12 protein-coding genes and 1 pseudogene are annotated in these 17,492 nt (G+C 70.6%); 3 read left to right on the forward strand and 10 right to left on the reverse strand.

Annotated features, from left to right (window positions below; genetic code table 11):
- The first annotated feature begins 308 nt into the window (after positions 1–308).
- The 3 genes from OG906_RS00820 to OG906_RS00830 all read left to right on the forward strand — a co-directional run bounded on the left by OG906_RS00820 (position 309) and on the right by OG906_RS00830 (position 5,793).
- The gene (locus OG906_RS00820; RefSeq protein ID WP_329438967.1) at positions 309–1,799 is read left to right on the forward strand and encodes a cellulose binding domain-containing protein; all 1,491 of its coding nucleotides are present in this window, start codon (positions 309–311) and stop codon (positions 1,797–1,799) included.
- Positions 1,796–3,520: a glycoside hydrolase family 6 protein gene (locus tag OG906_RS00825; protein ID WP_329438969.1), complete on the forward strand. Its 1,725-nt coding sequence runs from the start codon at positions 1,796–1,798 to the stop codon at positions 3,518–3,520. The genes OG906_RS00820 and OG906_RS00825 overlap by 4 nt, the downstream gene beginning before the upstream one ends.
- A 155-nt stretch (positions 3,521–3,675) precedes the next feature.
- The gene (locus OG906_RS00830) at positions 3,676–5,793 is read left to right on the forward strand and encodes an ATP-binding SpoIIE family protein phosphatase (protein WP_329438971.1); all 2,118 of its coding nucleotides are present in this window, start codon (positions 3,676–3,678) and stop codon (positions 5,791–5,793) included.
- On the opposite strand, the pseudogene OG906_RS00835 reads toward OG906_RS00830, so the two are convergent.
- From OG906_RS00835 to uvrA, 10 genes and pseudogenes are all read right to left on the reverse strand, one after another.
- Positions 5,777–6,520: pseudogene (locus tag OG906_RS00835) on the reverse strand (glycoside hydrolase family 43 protein); the annotation flags it as partial. The gene OG906_RS00830 and the pseudogene OG906_RS00835 overlap by 17 nt on opposite strands.
- A gap of 40 nt (positions 6,521–6,560) precedes the next feature.
- Complete coding sequence (araA, locus tag OG906_RS00840; RefSeq protein ID WP_329438973.1) at positions 6,561–8,066, reverse strand: L-arabinose isomerase; 1,506 nt, start codon at positions 8,064–8,066, stop codon at positions 6,561–6,563.
- An 11-nt stretch (positions 8,067–8,077) separates the two neighbouring features.
- Entirely contained in the window at positions 8,078–8,746 is a 669-nt protein-coding gene (locus tag OG906_RS00845; protein WP_329438974.1) for an L-ribulose-5-phosphate 4-epimerase, read from the reverse strand.
- A 6-nt stretch (positions 8,747–8,752) separates the two neighbouring features.
- Positions 8,753–10,477 (reverse strand): ribulokinase, encoded by a 1,725-nt coding sequence (locus tag OG906_RS00850; RefSeq protein WP_329438976.1) that lies wholly within the window; start codon positions 10,475–10,477, stop codon positions 8,753–8,755.
- Between the two features lie 215 nt (positions 10,478–10,692).
- A complete protein-coding gene (locus OG906_RS00855) occupies positions 10,693–11,724 on the reverse strand; it encodes a LacI family DNA-binding transcriptional regulator (protein ID WP_329438978.1) in 1,032 nt (343 codons plus the stop codon).
- A gap of 861 nt (positions 11,725–12,585) precedes the next feature.
- Positions 12,586–13,155: a hypothetical protein gene (locus tag OG906_RS00860; protein WP_329438980.1), complete on the reverse strand. Its 570-nt coding sequence runs from the start codon at positions 13,153–13,155 to the stop codon at positions 12,586–12,588.
- A 301-nt stretch (positions 13,156–13,456) separates the two neighbouring features.
- Positions 13,457–13,774 carry a hypothetical protein gene (locus OG906_RS00865; RefSeq protein ID WP_329438981.1) on the reverse strand — a complete coding sequence of 106 codons (318 nt, stop codon included), beginning with the start codon at positions 13,772–13,774 and terminating at the stop codon, positions 13,457–13,459.
- Between the two features lie 97 nt (positions 13,775–13,871).
- The gene (locus tag OG906_RS00870; protein ID WP_443067337.1) at positions 13,872–14,216 is read right to left on the reverse strand and encodes an aldehyde dehydrogenase family protein; all 345 of its coding nucleotides are present in this window, start codon (positions 14,214–14,216) and stop codon (positions 13,872–13,874) included.
- A gap of 4 nt (positions 14,217–14,220) precedes the next feature.
- A complete protein-coding gene (locus OG906_RS43545) occupies positions 14,221–14,352 on the reverse strand; it encodes a hypothetical protein (RefSeq protein ID WP_443067338.1) in 132 nt (43 codons plus the stop codon).
- A gap of 476 nt (positions 14,353–14,828) precedes the next feature.
- The gene (uvrA, locus tag OG906_RS00875; RefSeq protein ID WP_329438983.1) at positions 14,829–17,297 is read right to left on the reverse strand and encodes an excinuclease ABC subunit UvrA; all 2,469 of its coding nucleotides are present in this window, start codon (positions 17,295–17,297) and stop codon (positions 14,829–14,831) included.
- Between the last annotated feature and the right edge of the window lie 195 nt (positions 17,298–17,492).

Below are 17,492 nucleotides of genomic sequence, written 5' to 3' on the forward strand. Positions count from 1 at the left end.
CGGCCGGGGCGATCCGTTCGCCTTCCTGTGTCAGAACGCGGAAGCCGCCACCTCCCAGGGGGATGGAGGCGTCTGTGGGACGACGGAACGAGGTGAAGCACCAGTGGGAGCGCTCCCACCATGCTCCCGGGCGGAGCGTGCGGTCAAGATGCGCGAGTCGGCGAAGAAAACGAGGCAGCGCCGTGACGAAGCTGCGCACGGCTCTGTTCACCGGCGGGGCCACGCGCTATGGTCCAGCCTTACCAGTGGGAGCGATTCCGACAGTTGACGCTGCGTCACGCAGGCGTCTGAGCTGCAAGGAGTCGCTCATGCGACACCCCCCGCACATGCCCGCATTACTCGTGGGCGCGGCCCTCGCCCTCGTGAGTGCCTTGCCCCTCCCCCCTCTTCCGGCGGCCGCGGCCGCGCCCGCCTGCGTCGTCGAATACGCCGTCACCCACACCTGGGACCAGGGCTTCCAGGGCGCGGTCACCCTCACCAACAAGGGGGCACCGCTGTCCGGGTGGACACTCACCTTCGATTTTCCCGGCACCCAGAAGGTCAGCCAGGGCTGGAACGCGCAGTGGACGCAGAGTTCGCATACCGCGACGGCGGTCAACGAAACGTGGAACGGCGGACTCGGCACCGGGTCGAGCGCCACACTCGGTTTCCTGGCCTCCCGCTCGGGAGGAAACCCGGCACCCACGACCTTCGCACTCAACGGAAACACCTGTGCCACCGTTGCCGGTGACCCGACCCAGCCGCCGACACCCACACCGGTAGTGGATCCACCCGCCCTTCATGTGAGCGATAACAAACTCGTCGACGCGTCCGGCGCCACCCGCCGTATGGTCGGAGTCAACCGCTCGGGTGGCGAGTTCATGTGCATCCAGGGCCACGGGATCTTCGACGGTCCCGTGGACGACCACGCCATCGCGGTCATCGCCGACTGGAACGTCAACACGGTCCGCATCCCCCTCAACGAGGAGTGCTGGCTCGGCCTGGACAACATCAGGCCCGAGTACGCCGGGGCCCGCTACCGCGACGCGGTGACCGCCCTCGTGCGGCGCATCGAGGACCACGGCATGACCCCGGTCGTCGAACTGCACTGGTCCTGGGGGCAGTACACCGGTAACTCCGCCGGCTGCGCCGACATCCACGCCGCCTGCCAGAAGCCCATGCCGGACGCCCGGCACGCGCCGGCCTTCTGGACCTCGGTCGCCAACGCCTTCAAAGGCGACCCCGCCGTCGTCCTCGACCTGTTCAACGAGCCCTATCCGGACCGTGCCGGCTCCACCCCAGCCCAGGCCTGGAGCTGCTGGCGGGACGGCGGCACCTGTCCCGGCATCGGCTACGAGGTGGCGGGCATGCAGGACCTCATCGATGCGGTACGGGCCACCGGCGCGCGGAACCTGATCCTGGCGGCCGGAATCGCGTACGCCAACGACCTCGGCCAATGGTGGGCGCACCGACCGCACGACCCGATCGGCAATCTCGCCGCCGCCTGGCACGTCTACAACTTCAACGCCTGTGCCGACGAGGCCTGCTGGGACTCGGTGCTCGGGCCCCTCGCGGCAGAACTTCCCGTCGTGGCCGGCGAGATCGGTGAGAACACCTGCTCGCACGCCTTCATCGACCGGGTGATGCGGTGGTTCGACGGCCGTGGGCTGTCCTATCTCGGCTGGACCTGGAACACGTGGGACTGCTCCTCCGGCCCCGCCCTGATCAGCTCCTACGAGGGCGCTCCCACGGCCTTCGGCATCGGGCTCCGCGACCGTCTGCGCGCCCTCCCCGCACACGAAGGAAAGGACACCCCATGACCTCCACGACGTCTCCCCGTCCCCGTACCGCCTTACTGGCGGCCGCGGCACTCGTCGCCGCGGCCACCGGTACCGCGACCGCCGTGTCCGGCGGCGCGGGAACGGCCGCCGGCTGCAGGGTGGACTACACCGTCCAGAACCAGTGGGCCTCCGGCTTCACCGCCGCGGTCACTGTCACGAACACCGGCACGGCCGTCCAGAGCTGGCAGCTGGAGTGGTCCTTCGCCGGAAACCAGCAGGTCACCCAGGGTTGGAACGCCGGATTGACGCAGAGCGGGGCCGCAGTCACCGCCAACAACGCCGCCTACAACGGATCGCTGGGCACCGGCGCCTCGGCCACGTTCGGATTCAACGCCTCGTTCAACGGCGCCAATCCCCTACCGGCCGCCTTCCAACTGAACGGCGTCACCTGCGGCGGCGTCCCCGGCGGCCCCACGAACCCGCCCGGCCCGACCGGCCCGCCCGGGACCCGTGTCGACAACCCGTATCGCGGAGCATCGGTCTACGTGAACCCCGAATGGTCGGCGAAGGCCGCCGCCGAGCCCGGCGGCAGCAGGATCTCCGGCCAACCGACCGGCGTGTGGCTGGACAGGATCGCCGCCATCACCGGCAGCCCGAGCAGCATGGGGCTGCGCGCGCACCTCGACGAGGCCTTGCGACAGAAGGGAGCGGGCGAGCTGGTCGTCCAGCTCGTGATCTACAACCTTCCCGGCCGCGACTGCGCGGCCCTCGCCTCCAACGGGGAGCTGAAGGCGGACGAGATCGACGCGTACAAGGCACGGTACATCGACCCGATCGCGGCGATACTGGGCGACCCCAAGTACGCCACCCTGCGCATCGTCACCACGGTCGAGATCGACTCCCTCCCCAATCTCGTCACCAACACCGGCAGCCGACCGACCGCCACCCCGCAGTGCGACACGATGAAGGCCAACGGCAACTACGTGAAGGGCGTCGGGTACGCCCTCAAGAAGTTCGGAGGCGTCCCGAACGTCTACAACTACGTCGACGCGGGGCATCACGGGTGGATCGGCTGGGACGACAACCTCGGTCCCTCGGCCGACCTGTTCAAGCAGGCCGCCACAGCCGATGGCGGCACCGTCGCCTCCGTTCACGGGTTCATCACCAACACCGCCAACTACAGCGCTCTGAAGGAGGAGCACTTCTCGGTCGGCGACTCGGTCGCCGGCAAGTCGGTCCGCGAGTCGAAGTGGGTGGACTGGAACCGCTACGTGGACGAACTCTCCTTCGCGCAGGCCTTCCGCGCCACACTCGTCTCCGTCGGTTTCGACCCGGGGATCGGCATGCTCATCGACACCTCCCGCAATGGCTGGGGTGGCGCCGCCAGGCCCGGCGGCCCCGGCTCCCCGGCCTCCGTCGACACATATGTCGACGGAGGCCGCTTCGACCGTCGCATCCACGTCGGGAACTGGTGCAACCAGTCCGGGGCGGGGCTCGGCGAGCGTCCGACGGCGCTGCCCGCCCCGGGGATCGACGCCTACGTGTGGATGAAGCCGCCCGGCGAGTCCGACGGCTCCAGCAGCCAGATCCCCAACGACGAGGGCAAGGGATTCGACCGGATGTGCGATCCGACGTACGGGGGAAACCCGCGGAACGGGTTCAACCCGTCGGGAGCCTTGCCGGCTGCTCCCGTATCGGGCCGGTGGTTCTCCGCCCAGTTCCAGGAACTGATGCGCAACGCCTACCCGCCGCTGCGGTAGCCCGGCGCCGCGGGCGGTGACGTCCCGTCGCCGGCGACGCCTCAGGGGCGCCGGTGGCGGATCCGCCTGCGGGTCCGCCACCGGCGCGCGCACGCCGCGCGGGAGGTGTTCAATGGGATCAGGAGCGCCCTCGATCCTGCCGGAGTGAGACACGCGTGAGCGACAACGGCCCGGGTGAACGCGTCACCACAGCGGAGTTCCCCACGGCTGTTCTGGTACTCGACGCCGCCTGCAACGTCCTGACGGGCACACGTTCGGCGGCGAGGCTGCTGGGTGTACCGGAGGGTGTCGGTGCGCCCGGCGCCGGACCGCAGGGCGCGGAGCTGCTCTTCGAGGATCGGGGCCTGTGGGCCCGCCTGGTCGCCGGAGCCGTAGGAGGCGCCAGGCGCAGCGCCCGGGCCCGCCTGCTGCGACCGGACGGCGGCCTGCTGGAGGCCGACGTCGACATCATCACCCTGTTGGAGGGCTCGTCGGCGCGGTTCCTGCTGCGCCTGCGCCCCGCCGACCCGGATCACCCCGTACCGGTGGCGGTGGCCGGTGACGTGCGTCGGGCCCCTCCCCTGCCGCCGGCGGACCGGCGGGCCGCCGAGCGGCTGGCGCTGCTCAACGCGGCCGCCTCGGAGATCGGCAGCTCCCTCGACATGGTGCGCGACGCCGAGCAGTTGGTCGGGGTACTCGTTCCCGCGTTCGCCGACCTCGCGGCCGTCGACCTCACCGAACCGGTGCTGATCGGCGAGGAGCCGGGAGAGATGGCCACCGGAGCGCCGATGCGACGCGTCGCCGTGAGAGCCGCCGACGGGCGTTGGCCGCCCGAGATCCACTCCGTGGGCGACACCATCCGTCTGCGGAGTGTGGAGAGCATTCACCTGCGCGGGGGTTCCGCGGTCTTCCTCCCCGACCTGACCGAGCTCCGCGCTGTCCTCTCGGGCGAGGAGGAACGTACGCGGTTGATCCTTCCGCCTCAGGCCGCCTCCCTCATGCTGATCCCGTTGCAGGCGCGCGGCGCGGTTCTCGGAGCCCTGGTCCTGTGGCGCACCGCGGAGCGCCGTCCGTTCGACCAGGAGGACGCGGCCCTCGCCGAGGAGATCGGTTCTCGGGCGTCGCTGAGCATGGACAACGCGCGCCGCTACACCCGTGAGCGCCGCACCGCGCAGGCCCTGCAGCGCAGTCTCCTGCCGAGGCCCGTCATGGACGTCACCGGCGCGGAGACCTTCGGGGTGCATGTACCCGCCGGCGCGAGCCCGGCCCTCGGCGGCAGCTGGTTCGACGTCATCCAGCTCCCCTCGACGCGGCTGGCGTTCGTCATGGGCACGGTGGCCGGGCACGGACTGAACGCCACGGCGGCGATGGGCCGGCTGCGGTCCGCGGTACAGACCCTGGCCGATCTGGACCTCAGTCCGGACGAGCTGCTGGCCCACCTCGACGACCTCGTGGTGCGCTTCATCGAGGACGACGACCGCCAGGAACCGGAGACGGACGCGCCGAGCGCGCTGACCGGCGCCACCTGTCTCTACGCCACCTACGACCCGGTGTCCCGCACCTGCGTACTGGCGGGAGCCGGTCACCCGCCGCCCCTGCTGGCCGCGAGGGGTCGGCCCGGGAGCGGTCCGGTGACGTACCGCCCCGGACCGGTCCTGGGCACCGGCGGGCAGCCGTTCGAACCGGTGGAACTGCGCCTGGGGACCGGGGATGTGCTGGCTTTCCACGGTGGAGCGCTCGGCAGGGACACCGGCGGGCCGGAACAACGCCTGGAGGCCCTCGGGGCGGGTGTCCGGGACGGCGCCGACAGCGGGCTGCCGGTCACCGAGATCGGGCACGACATCCTGGGCGCCCTGTTGCACGAGCCGCCGGACGACGACCTGGCACTGTTGGTGGTGCGCGTCAGGGAGGTGCCCGCGGATGCCACCGCCGCGTGGGAGCTGGCCGCCGACCCTTCCCTCGTCGCGCGGGCACGCGAGCTCGTCTCGGACCGGCTCACCACCTGGGGCCTGGAGGACCTGGTCTTCACCACGGAGCTGATCGTCAGCGAGCTGGTCACCAACTCCATCCGGTACGCGGGCGGTCCGGTCGGCCTGCGGTTGATCAAGGACCGCGTGCTGATCTGCGAGGTCTCCGACCCGAGCCAGACGCAGCCGCATCTGCGCCGGGCGCAGCTCACCGATGAAGGCGGCCGCGGCCTGTTCCTCATCGCACAGCTCACCCACCGCTGGGGCAGCAGGTACACGGCGGCCGGCAAGACCATTTGGACGGAACAGCTCCTGACGAACGGTTGAGGTCCCCGCCCACGCGACCGGAGGGTGGTGGGCGCGGCCTCGGCGCCGCTATTCCAGGCGGAAGGTGGCGCTGCTCTTGAAGGCGGGTACCGAAGTCCGGTGTGCCGTCCGGACGCCAGGTGAACTTCTGGGCCCGTGTGGTGCGCTTGTTGTCGCAGCCTCCGGCGGTGGTGTCGTTGGCGTGGTACAGGAGCCAGTTCCCCGTGCCGTCCGGGGAGGTGAAGAATCCGTTGTGGCCCGGCCCGTACACTCCGGCCGCGTCACTCCGTTGGAACACCGGGGCGGGTGCTTTGGTCCACGACGCGGCGCTGAGGGGGTCGGCTCCGGTGAGCTCCAGTCGGCCCAGCTTGTAGTCCGGCGTGTTGCAGTTGGAGGCGGAGTAGCTGAGGAAGGTCCGGCCTTCGTGGTAGAGCGGTTCGGGGCCCTCGTTGACCGATCCGCCTTGGGTCTCCCAGCTCAGGGTGGGACTGGAGATCACCCGGAACGGACCGCTGAGGGTGTAGGGGTTGCCCAGCGGGGCGATCACCAGACTCTGTCGGCTGCCGTTGATGAACCCGCTGCCGAGGAGGTACAGCTTTCCGCCGGCCCGCAGCAGGCTCGCGTCGATCAGCCATCCGCCGGGGACCAGATTGCTGCCGGTCAGCATGTTCTTGTAGGTGTACGGGCCCATCGGGTCGCCGCCGGCGCTCTGGGGCACGTGGGTGCGCTGCGAATCGCAGCAGACGGTGCCTGTCTGTTCTGAGCGGCGGGCGCCGGTACGGCAGGCGTCAGAAGCCCTGCGCCAGCCGATGGTAGGCCTGGTTCCAGCGCATCTCCTGCGTGAACCGGCGGATGCCGGTGTCCCCGTCGATGACCAGCAACTCCGTGCCGAGCATGTCCGCGAGGTCACCCAGTTCCCCGGTGCCGACGCCGCTCGACAACACGGTGTGGTGCGGGGCTCCGGCGATCAGCCAGGCCTCGGTCGAGGTCCGCAGGTCCGGTCGGGGCTGCCACACGGCCCGGGCCACCGGCAGGTTCGGCAGGGGCTCGGCGGGCTCGACCACGTCGATCTCGTTGGCGACCAGGCGGAACCGGTCACCCATGTCGGCGAGCCCGACGACCACCGCCGGACCGGTGTGCGCGTCGAAGACCAGGCGGACGGGATCCTCCCGGCCGCCGATCCCCAGCGGGTGAATCTCGCAGGAGGGAACCGCGGCCGCGATCGTCGGGCAGACCTCAAGCATGTGCGCGCCGAGGATCAGTTCCCGACCGGGTTCCAGGTGGTAGGTGTAGTCCTCCATGAAGGACACCCCGCCCGGCAGCCCCTGCGACATCACCTTGAGCGTGCGCAGCAGGACCGATGTCTTCCAGTCGCCCTCCCCACCGAAGCCGTACCCGTCGGCCATCAGACGCTGCACGGCCAGCCCCGGCAGTTGTCGCAGGCCCCCGAGGTCCTCGAAGTTGGTGGTGAAGGCGCGGAATCCGCCTGCGGTGAGGAACGCGCGCATGCCCAGCTCGATGCGCGCGGCGTAGCGCAGCGAGGCGTGTCGGTCTCCGCCGGGCCGCAGTTCGGGCGCGACCCGGTAGGTGTCCTCGTACTCCTTGACGAGTTCGGTGACATCGGCCTCCAGGGTGCCGTCGACGACCTCGACGAGGTCGTTGACCCCGTAGGTGTTGACGGAGGCACCGAAGCGCAACTGCGCCTCCACCTTGTCGCCTTCCGTGACGGCCACGTCCCGCATGTTGTCGCCGAATCGGGCCAGCCTGAGGCCGCGCATCTCGGCCCGCCCGGCGGCCGCCCGGACCCACGAAGCGATGCGCGCGGCCACGGACGGGTCGCTCACGTGGCCTGCGATCGTCTTGCGGGTCACTCCGATGCGGGTCTGGATGTAGCCGAACTCCCTGTCCCCGTGGGCTGCTTGGTTGAGGTTCATGAAGTCCATGTCGATGGACGACCAGGGCAGGGCCACGTTGGCCTGGGTGTGGAGGTGGAGAAGGGGCTTGCCCAGCGCGTCCAGGCCGGCGATCCACATCTTGGCCGGGGAGAACGTGTGCATCCACGCGATGAGCCCGATGCAGGCGTCATCGGAGTTCGCCTCCAGACAGATGCGGCGGATCGCCTCGGCGTCGGTGAGGACGGGCTTCCAGACGATGCGGACGGGGATGCCGGGGTCGCCCTGGAGAGTTTCGGCTATCTGCTGCGACTGCCGGGCCACTTGGCGCAGGGTCTCGTCCCCGTAGAGGGACTGGCTGCCGGTCAGGAACCACACTTCGCGTTCTTCGAGTGTTGCCACGGAAAAGCTCCTCACCGGCCGGCCTTCTGGCCGTACACGTTCTGGTAGCGGTGGTTCAGTGCGTCGATGTCGCTCTGCGCGAGGGGCAGCGGTTCGCCCAACTGGCGTGAGATGTGAACGGTACGGGCGACGTCCTCGCACATCACGGCCGCCTTGACCGCCGCCTTGGCGTCCTTGCCCACGGTGAAGACTCCGTGGCTCTTCATCAGGACGGCGGGCGAGCGGTGTCCGTCGAGGGTCTCGACAATGCCCCGGCCTATGGAGTCGTCTCCGATCAGCGCGAAGGGACCGACGGGGATCTCGGCTCCGAACTCGTCGGCCATGGCGGTCAGCACACAGGGGACGGCCTCGCCGCGCGCCGCCCAGGCGCAGGCGTAGGTGGAATGGGTGTGCACCACGCCCGCCACTTGCGGCATGTGCCGGTAGACGTAGGCGTGCGCGGCGGTGTCGGAGGAGGGGGCGTAGTCGCCTTCGACCACGTTCCCGTCCAGGTCACAGAGGATCATGCGCTCGGGGGCCAGGTCCTCGTAGGGGACGCCACTGGGTTTGATCACCATCAGGTCCTCGCCCGGTACGCGGGCGGAGACGTTCCCCGCCGTCCAGACGACGAGGCCGTAGCGGACCAGTTCCTGGTGCAGGTCGCTGACCTCGCGGCGCAGCTGCTCGATCGGTGACGTCATGGGCAGTCAGGGCCTCTCGGTTCGGGCAGTCGGGGCGGTCGATGCGGTCAAGGCGGCGTTGCGCAGGGCGCGCAGCCGGTGGAGCTGCTTGTCGGGGCCGGTGCCGAAGTGGTCGTGCAGGGCGCGGTACTCCGCGTACAGCGCGTCGTAGGCGTCGGCCCGTGCGGGGTCCGGCACGTAGGCGGCCCGCTGGACACGGCCCATGGCCGCCGCGGCGGCTCGTACGTCGGGGTGGGCGCCGGCGGCCACGGCCGCGTGGATGGCCGCGCCGAGTGCCGGGCCCTGGGCGGAGGTGGCGAGGGACACCGGGCGGCGGAGCACGTCGGCGTGGATCTGCATCAGCAGGGCGTTCTTCTTCAGGCCGCCGGTGACAATGAACTCATGCACCGGTACACCGCCCTGTTCCAGGGCGTCGACGATGGTGCGGGTGCCGAAGACGGTGGCCTCCAGCAGAGCGCGGTAGATCTCCTCCGGCCGCGTCGCCAGGGTGAGCCCGACGATGACGCCGGAGAGGTGGTGGTCCACCAGGGTGGAGCGGTTGCCGTTCATCCAGTCGAGGGCGATCAGACCGTGGCCGCCGACGGGCTGGTCGGCGCACTTGCGGGTCAGCAGCTGGTGCAGGTCCTCGCCGCGGGCCTCGGCCTCGGCCTGGTAACCGGCCGGGACGCCCTGGGCGAGCCACCAGGCGAAGATGTCGCCGACCGCGCTCTGCCCCGCCTCGTAGCCGTACGCACCGTCGACGATCCCGCCGTCCACGACGCCGCAGATCCCGGGGACGTCGGCGAGCGTGGCACCGTTCACCACGTGGCAGGTGGAGGTCCCCATGACCGCGAGCAGTCGGCCGTTCTCGACGGCCTGGGCCGCGGAGGCCGCGACGTGGGCGTCGACGTTGCCCACGGCGACCGCGATGCCCTCGGGAAGGCCCGTCCAGGCGGCGGCCTGCGCGGTGAGCGAGCCGGCGCGGGAGCCCAACGGGGAGAGCGGATGCTCCAGGCGGGTACGGGCGAAGTCCCCGAAGTCCGGGTGCAGGGAGGCGAGGTAGGCCTCGCTCGGGTACCTGCCGTCCTGGTGGATTCCCTTGTAGCCGGCGGTGCACGTGTTACGAGTCTCGGTGCCCGTGAGCTGCCAGACGATCCAGTCGGCCGCCTCGATCCAGCGCTCGGTCGCCGCGTACGTCTGCGGGTCCTCCTCCAGCACCTGCAGCGCCTTCGCGAACTGCCACTCGGCCGAGACCCTGCCGCCGTAGCGGGCGATCCACTTCTCGGCCCGCAGGTGGGCCAGCTCGTTGATCCGGTCGGCCTGACCCTGGGCGGCGTGGTGCTTCCACAGTTTGGGCCAGGCGTGCGGGCGGTGGCCCAGCCCGGTCTCGGAGAGCGGCTGCCCGTCGCGCCGTACGGGCAGGACCGTGCAGGCGGTGAAATCGGTCGCGATGCCGATGACGAGCCCGGGGTCCACGCCGGCGGAGGCGATGGCGTCCGGGACTGCGGTGCGCAGCACCTCGCGCCAGTCGTCCGGATGCTGGAGCGCCCAATCGGGTGGCAAGGTGGCCCCGGTGGTGGGCAGTTCACGGTCGATGACGCCGTGGCGGTACGTGTGGACGGCGAAGCCGAGCTCCTCACCGTCGTGGACGCGGACCACCACCGCGCGGCCGGACAGCGAGCCGAAGTCGACACCGACGACGTAGCGCACGGCATCCCGGGCGGCGGAGGGGTGGGACGGGGTCACGTTCACATCCTTGGTACGGAGCCCAGCGTCCCGGGACGGCACCCGGGCGACAGGGGGACGGTGGCCCGCGGGCTACCCTGAGGTCAGATTGTGAGCGTTAACAACGAAGCTCCACAAGAGCCCACGCGCACAGCGTTACCCAATCTTGACCCCCCGCCCCCGGACCACCTCTGGCACCTGAGGGCTCCCTGACCTGCGCGAACGCCCGGGTCTGCGCAGTACTACCGGCTCGGGCGACCCGTGCTGCGGCGCAGCACTATCTCCGTGGGTACCAGGACGTGCCGGCTCGCGGACTCCGGCGCACCGCCCCGCTCCCTGCCGCCCGCACCGGTCGGGCGGTCGTCTCCGGTCAACTCGTCGACCAGCAACTCCAGTGCACGCCTGCCCAGTTCGGCGAAGTCCTGTCGGACCGTCGTCAGCGGCGGAGCGAAGTAGGCGGCTTCGGAGATGTCGTCGAAACCCGCCACGCTGATGTCCCCGGGGATCGCCCGGCCCGCTTCGTACAGCGCGCGCAGCAGGCCCAGCGCCAGTTGGTCGTTCGCGCAGAAAACCGCGGAGACGCTGGTGTCCCCTGCGATCCGAAGGCCGGCCTCGTATCCGGCGCGGGCGCTCCAGTCCCCTGCATGCGCCTCGGGCACAGGGGCGCATGCCTCCTCCAGTGCCCTGCGCCACCCGGCCTGCCGGGCCGTGGTCTCCAGCCATCCCGGCGGGCCGGCGATGTGGTGGACCGTGAGGTGTCCGAGGTCGAGCAGGTGTCGGGTGACGGCGTGGGCGCCCGCCTCGTTGTCGACGGAGACCGTGGGTACGCGCGACCCGCTGCCCGACCCGACCGCCACCACGGGCACCGCCGTGGACAGCTGGGCGATCGCGCGCACTGCCGGGGTTTGCGGAGCGATCACCACGATGCCTTCGACGCCTTGATCCCTGAGCCGGTCCACGGCCTCCTGCACCGCGCGCGTGTCCAACGACCGGATGCTCGCCACGCTGACGAAGTAGCCCGCACTGCGCGCCGCCTGCTCGATGCCGTCCAGCATGGAGGCCGGTCCGTACAGCGCGCTGCCAAAACTGACCACGCCGAGCGTCTGGGATCGGCGGGTGACCAAGGCCCGAGCCGCCACGTTGGGGCGGTAATCCAGCTCGCGGATGGCGGCGAGCACCCGATCGCGTGTGCCGGGGCGGACGTGGGGCGCGCCGTTGAGTACCCGCGACACCGTCTGGTGTGACACCCCGGCGACGCGCGCGACATCAGCCATCACAGGCTGGCGCGGTTCAGGTTGTTCCGTACTTGCCGTTCCCACTGAGAGCCCTCTCGTCGGCGAAGCCCGCGGCGACCGGCCCGGGCTCCGGTGCGCGGACCGAAATCGCGATGGTGCCTGCACAGGGCGCCATGAGGGCGAGTGTAATTGTTCACGATCACAGGTCGTCGCGCGATACGGCAGCGCGATGATCTGTGCCTTCCGATACGTGGTTCCGACTCGGATCACGGGCTCGCCGCCCGGCCGAGAACCACGGGACGGGGCCTCCGGCATGCCGGGGTGGGCCGGTGGCCGCCGGTCAGCCGTGGGGTGCCGGCCCCCGAAGCGGGCCATCCGGCCGCGGGCCGCGTCCACCGTCAGGCCGAGATCGGCGGCCACCGTCTGTGGGTCCCGGTGGCGGGGGGCGTCGTGGGCCGGCCAGTGCGCGGTGCGCTGGGCGATGAGTTCCAGGGTGCGGGCGGCTTTGAGGGCGCCGGCGCCGTCGTAGACGCTCCAGTGACTCACCTCCCACACCATCGCACCGAGCCGCGGTCCGCGACCCCGGGGGCGACGATCTCGCACCCGGGGGTGCACGCGGGGCCAGAATCAGCGAGTTGGCTTCGGACCACGATGAAGAGCCGGCGGAAAGCAGACCGGTGCGCACCGGTGCGCACCGCCCGCCGCCTTGCTGTCTAGGCGAGCAGCGACGCAGTTTTGACGTGATATCGGGAGTCGTACGCTTGGGCGAGGAGGCGGTGTTCACGAGAACGGAAGGCGATCCCCCGGGCTCTGCTCAGTGGTCGTGATCATCGAGTGAAGCAGCTCCGGTTCTCGGGCAGCAGCGGGGCGCACCGCCCCTTGGCGTGAGGGTCGGCTTCGTCACCTGATGATCTGGTCCCCGTCAGGCACGTCCTCGACCGTGACAAGGCCGCGGGGCAGCCCGAGTCCCCGGGACACCGCCTGGGCAATCCCGTTGGAGTCCGGGCCTTGGGGGATCGGCACCTGCTCCCCCTCGCCGTAGCTCTCCAGCGCTTTCACGAAGTAGCTCGGATGCCAGGCACCAACGGCCCCCCTGACCTCGATCGCTGCCACAGGGCGCCCGTCGACGAGTTGCTTGAGCGCGCCCAGAATCTCATCGGATCGCAGTTCCCCCGGTACCTGAAACAGGCTGGCGTGAGCACCGACGAGGCCGCCGCCCCTGACCCGCACAGTCACGGTGAGGCAGCTGGTGACGCTCGGATAGGTCATCACGCCCCCGGGTGCGACCTCTTTGACCTGCCCTTCCGTGACCGTCGCGCCGGCGGGTGCCGCCAGGCCGCTTACCCCGCGCGGCCCTGCGTGGGTGGGCTCATACAGGGCGACACCGGCGGCCACACTGGGCGAGGTGAGGGTCGCGGCGCCGACAAGGGCAACTGCGAGGGTCGCTATGACACGCTTGAGTTCGATCACAACCCTCGCAACGATCAAGAGGAGCGGCAAGTGCCCGGATCACCGCCAACCGTCGCTCCACTTCGGCGGCGCGACAACCCTGAGACGAACCGCGCGACGCGTCCGACCGCATGAGGACTCCCGAACCCATCGACATCGATCATGGAGGCGGCACCGGAAGCCACTCCCGAAGTCGTCGACCAACGCATCGGGTTCTTGTGTCTCCAGCCAGGTGGAGCCCGGGCGCGGGCGGCGGGGCGTCCCAGAGGCGCTACGGCCTGACGCAGCACGTCGCGGGGTAGGGGGCCTGTCCGGGCTGCGGCTAGCCGGTGATCACGCCGGGCGGGGGCGGAGGAAGCGGTGGCGTGTTCGGGAAGGTCGGGGTTCCGCCGCCCGGCGAGCCCACCCCTTGCCCGCGCGAGCTGCTTCCGTGGAACGCGTCCGCGATCGCGGTCAGCGCGGGCGCAGCACCTGGAGGCATCTCGTTGACGGTAGCCGTCGCAGGAAACCCGAACGAGACCATCAACTGCTTCAGGGCCACCACCATGGGGGCAGGAAGACTGTTCAGCGCCGCAGCGATCTGTTCACCCTCGGACATGCCCGCCGCGGACCCATTCCCCGGCCGTACGTCGTCTGCCATCGTGCTTGCCCTCCAAGGGGGTAGGCGACTCGTTCCATCTCTCCTGCTCACCGGCAAGATGACCATGCGGAATCGCAGCCGGATTGGCCTGAAGGAGCTACCCACCCGAACAGACTCCAACACCGGCTCTGGCTGTCCTGCGCGGATGCGGATCGGGGTGGTTGACCCAGACCATGCCGGTCTCCACACGCTGGGCCACCCGCCGCGCCCGTTCGAGGTCCGCGCCGAGCACGGAGCCACCGAGACCGAACGGGCTGTCGTTGGTGAGGGCGAGGGCCTCGTCTTCGTCTGCGGCCCGGTAGACCACTGCGGCCGGGCCGAAGAGTTCCTCGGGATAGGCGCGCATGCCCGGCTTGACGCCGGTGATGATCGTCGGTGCGCCGAAGGCGCCCGGGCGATCGACGCGGTGGCCGCCGGTCACCAGCTGGGCCCCTTGGTCCACGGTCTCACGGATCGGATCGGATCGGGTCGGCCAGGTCCGAGGCCGCCTGCTCGGAGGAGAGCGGATCCAGGGTCGTAGCCTCGTCCGCCGGGTCGCCCGGTCGCAGTTCCTCGAAGGCGCGGCGCAGGCGGTCCACGAAGTCGTCGTAGCTTCCTCGGACGCCCCACGGTCTCCCGGGGTGCGACCTGCACGACTGCGATGTGGCGAGCGGTCTACGACCTGTTTCGCCGGCGACAGGGGGACGGCACCTGGCACCGGATTCACCCGGCTCCAGTTTCTGGCCGACGCGAAAGGTGCGATCACGTGGGACCTGAGCGTCGACTCCACGGGCTGCCGCGCCCACCAGTCGGGGGCCCGGCCCGCCAGTAGGGCGATCTACAGGGCGATCGGCACCATCGTCACACCGGCCGGCCTACGCGCCGAAGCCGGCCGGGCCATCCTGCGGGAGATCTCCCAGCACATCGTCCTCAAGATGCGCCACGTCGCCGAACCGGGCCCAGACGGGACACCTCGCGAGCGACATCCGCCACAAGCTGGAACTCTGCATGGCGACGCGCGCGACCCTGCGCCCCGAACCCGGCTGACCGGTGCTCAGCGCCCCTCGCGCCGTCGTCAGGAGCGCGCGAGTCGGGCCGCGAGATAGGGCGCGGTGGCGCTGCGGCGGGCCCTCGCCACCTTGGCCGGGGGGCCCGCCGCGACCACCCGCCCGCCCGCGTCGCCACCGCCCGGCCCAAGGTCGATGACCCAGTCGGCGGTGGCGATCGTGTCCAGATCGTGCTCGACGAGGACGACCGTGTTGCCGGCGTCGACGAGGCGGTGCAGCTGTCGCAGCAGCAGCGCGACGTCCGAGGGGTGCAGCCCCGCCGTCGGCTCGTCGAGCAGGTAGAGCGCGTGGCCGCGGCGGGCCCGCTGCAGCTCAGTGGCCAGCTTGATGCGTTGCGCCTCACCACCGCTGAGCTCCGTCGCGGGCTGTCCCAGCCGCAGGTACCCCAGTCCCACCTCGCGCAACGTCTCCAGACTGCGGAAGGCGGCCGGGACGGCGGACAAGAACGTGGCGGCGGCATCGACGGAGAGCCCCAGCACCTCCGCGATGTTCTTGCCGCGGTAGGTGACCTCCAGCGTTTCGGCGTTGTACCGGGCTCCCCGGCAGGTCGGGCACGGCGCGTAGGTGCCAGGCAGGAAGAGCAGTTCCACCGCGACGAATCCTTCGCCTTGGCAGGTCTCGCACCGCCCTTCGGGCACGTTGAAGGAGAACCGCCCGGCCGAGTAGCCGCGCGCCCTGGCCTCGTCCGTCGCCGCGTACAGCTTGCGCACCGCGTCGAACATCCCCGTGTACGTGGCCAGGTTGGACCGGGGAGTTCGGCCGATGGGCCGTTGATCGACCCGGACCAACCGGTCGAACGACTCGACCCCCGATGCGTCCTGGACATCGACCTCCAGCCGCGCCTCGTCGGGCTCCTCGGGTACGAGTCCGAGGTGGCTGCGGACGACCTCGGCGAGCACCTGCGTCACCAGCGTCGACTTTCCGGAACCGGACACGCCCGTCACCGCCGTCAGTACGCAGAGCGGTACGGCGACGGACACGTCGTGCAGATTGTGCCGGGAGACGCCGCTCAGGTGCAGCCAGCCGTGGGGTCTGCGCGGGCGGTGATCGAGCGGCTCGGCGCGCCCGAACAAGTGCTGGCTCGTGGCCGACTCCCCCACCCGCTCAAGACCGGCGACCGGGCCGCTGTACAGCACGCGCCCGCCGCCCTCGCCCGCGCCGGGGCCGATGTCGACCACCCAGTCCGCCCGCCGTACGACGTCCATGTCGTGCTCCACGACGAACAGCGAGTTGCCCGCCGCCTTGAGGCGGTCCAGTACGTCCAGCAGCGGTTCCGCGTCAGCCGGGTGCAGGCCCGCGGAGGGTTCGTCGAGGACGTAGACGACGCCGAACAGCCCCGAGCGCAGCTGAGTGGCGATCCGCAGCCGCTGCGCCTCGCCGGGCGACAGGGTCGTCGAGCGGCGCCCGAGGCTGAGATATCCGAGGCCCAGGTCGAGCAGGACGTCGACCCGCGCGACCAGATCGCCGCAGATCCGAACCGCGACCTCCGTCGTCTCCCCGGATCGGGCGGTCGACGTGGTGGCGTCGGCCTCGGACCGCCCCGCGACGGGCCGCAGCAGCGCCACGACCTCGGTCAGCGGCATCGCGTTGATTTCGGCGATGGAACGTCCGGAGAAGGTCACGGCGAGCGCCTCGGGTCGCAGTCCGCTGCCGTGACACTCCGGGCAGGGCACACTCCTGACGAACCGGAGCGCCCGTTCGCGCATCTTCTCGCTCTTGGAGTCGGCGAGGACGTGCATGACGTGCTTGCGGGCGCTCCAGAACTTGCCCTGGTAGCCGTAGTCGACGCGATCCTCCTCCGGCTCGATGTACACGGAGGGCTGCTCGTCCGTGTACAGCAGCCAGTCCCGGTCCTTCTTCCTGAGCCTGCGCCACGGCCGGTCGATGTCGATCCCCAGGCCGTTCACGACACTGCGCAGGTTGGCTCCCTGCCAGGCGCCCGGCCAGGCGGCGATCGCCCCCTCGCGGATGCTCAGCGAGGGGTCCGGGACGAGCAGGTCCTCGGCGACGTCGTGCACGACGCCCAGTCCATGGCACTCCGGGCAGGCGCCGGCCGCGGTGTTGGGTGAGAACGACTCGGCTTCCAGCCGTGCGGCCCGGTGCGGATAGGTGCCGGCGCGGGAGTACAGCATGCGCAGCAGATTGGACAGCGTGGTGAGGGTGCCGACCGTCGAGCGCGAGCTGGGCGACCCGCGTCGCTGCTGCAAGGCCACGGCCGGTGGCAGTCCGGTGATTTCCTGCACGTGCGGTGCGCCGACCTGCTGCAACAGCCTTCGGGCGTACGGTGCCACGGACTCGAAGTAGCGCCGCTGGGCCTCAGCGTAGAGCGTGCCGAAAGCGAGCGAGGACTTGCCCGAACCGGAGACGCCGGTGAAGGCGACCATCGCGTCCCGCGGAATGTCGACATCGATGTTTCGCAGGTTGTTCTCACTGGCGCCCCGGACATGCACGAAGGGGTCGGTCGCGTCCTTGTTCACCGTTCCTGACTACCTGATCGCGCCGGGAACCGCGCGACAGGCGCTGGCACCGGGCCTCGCTCACATGAGCGTCCGGAGTGTCCCGGATCCATTCTCGATACACGACCTATCGCAGATGTACTGCGGTCCCGAAACCAGAGCGCCAGGTGCGGGGCCGCAGAGGGGGCGGAGCCCGAGGCCCAGGCTGCCGGGGGC

The sequence above is a fragment of the Streptomyces sp. NBC_01426 genome (genome assembly GCF_036231985.1).
Classification (GTDB): Bacteria; Actinomycetota; Actinomycetes; order Streptomycetales; family Streptomycetaceae; genus Streptomyces.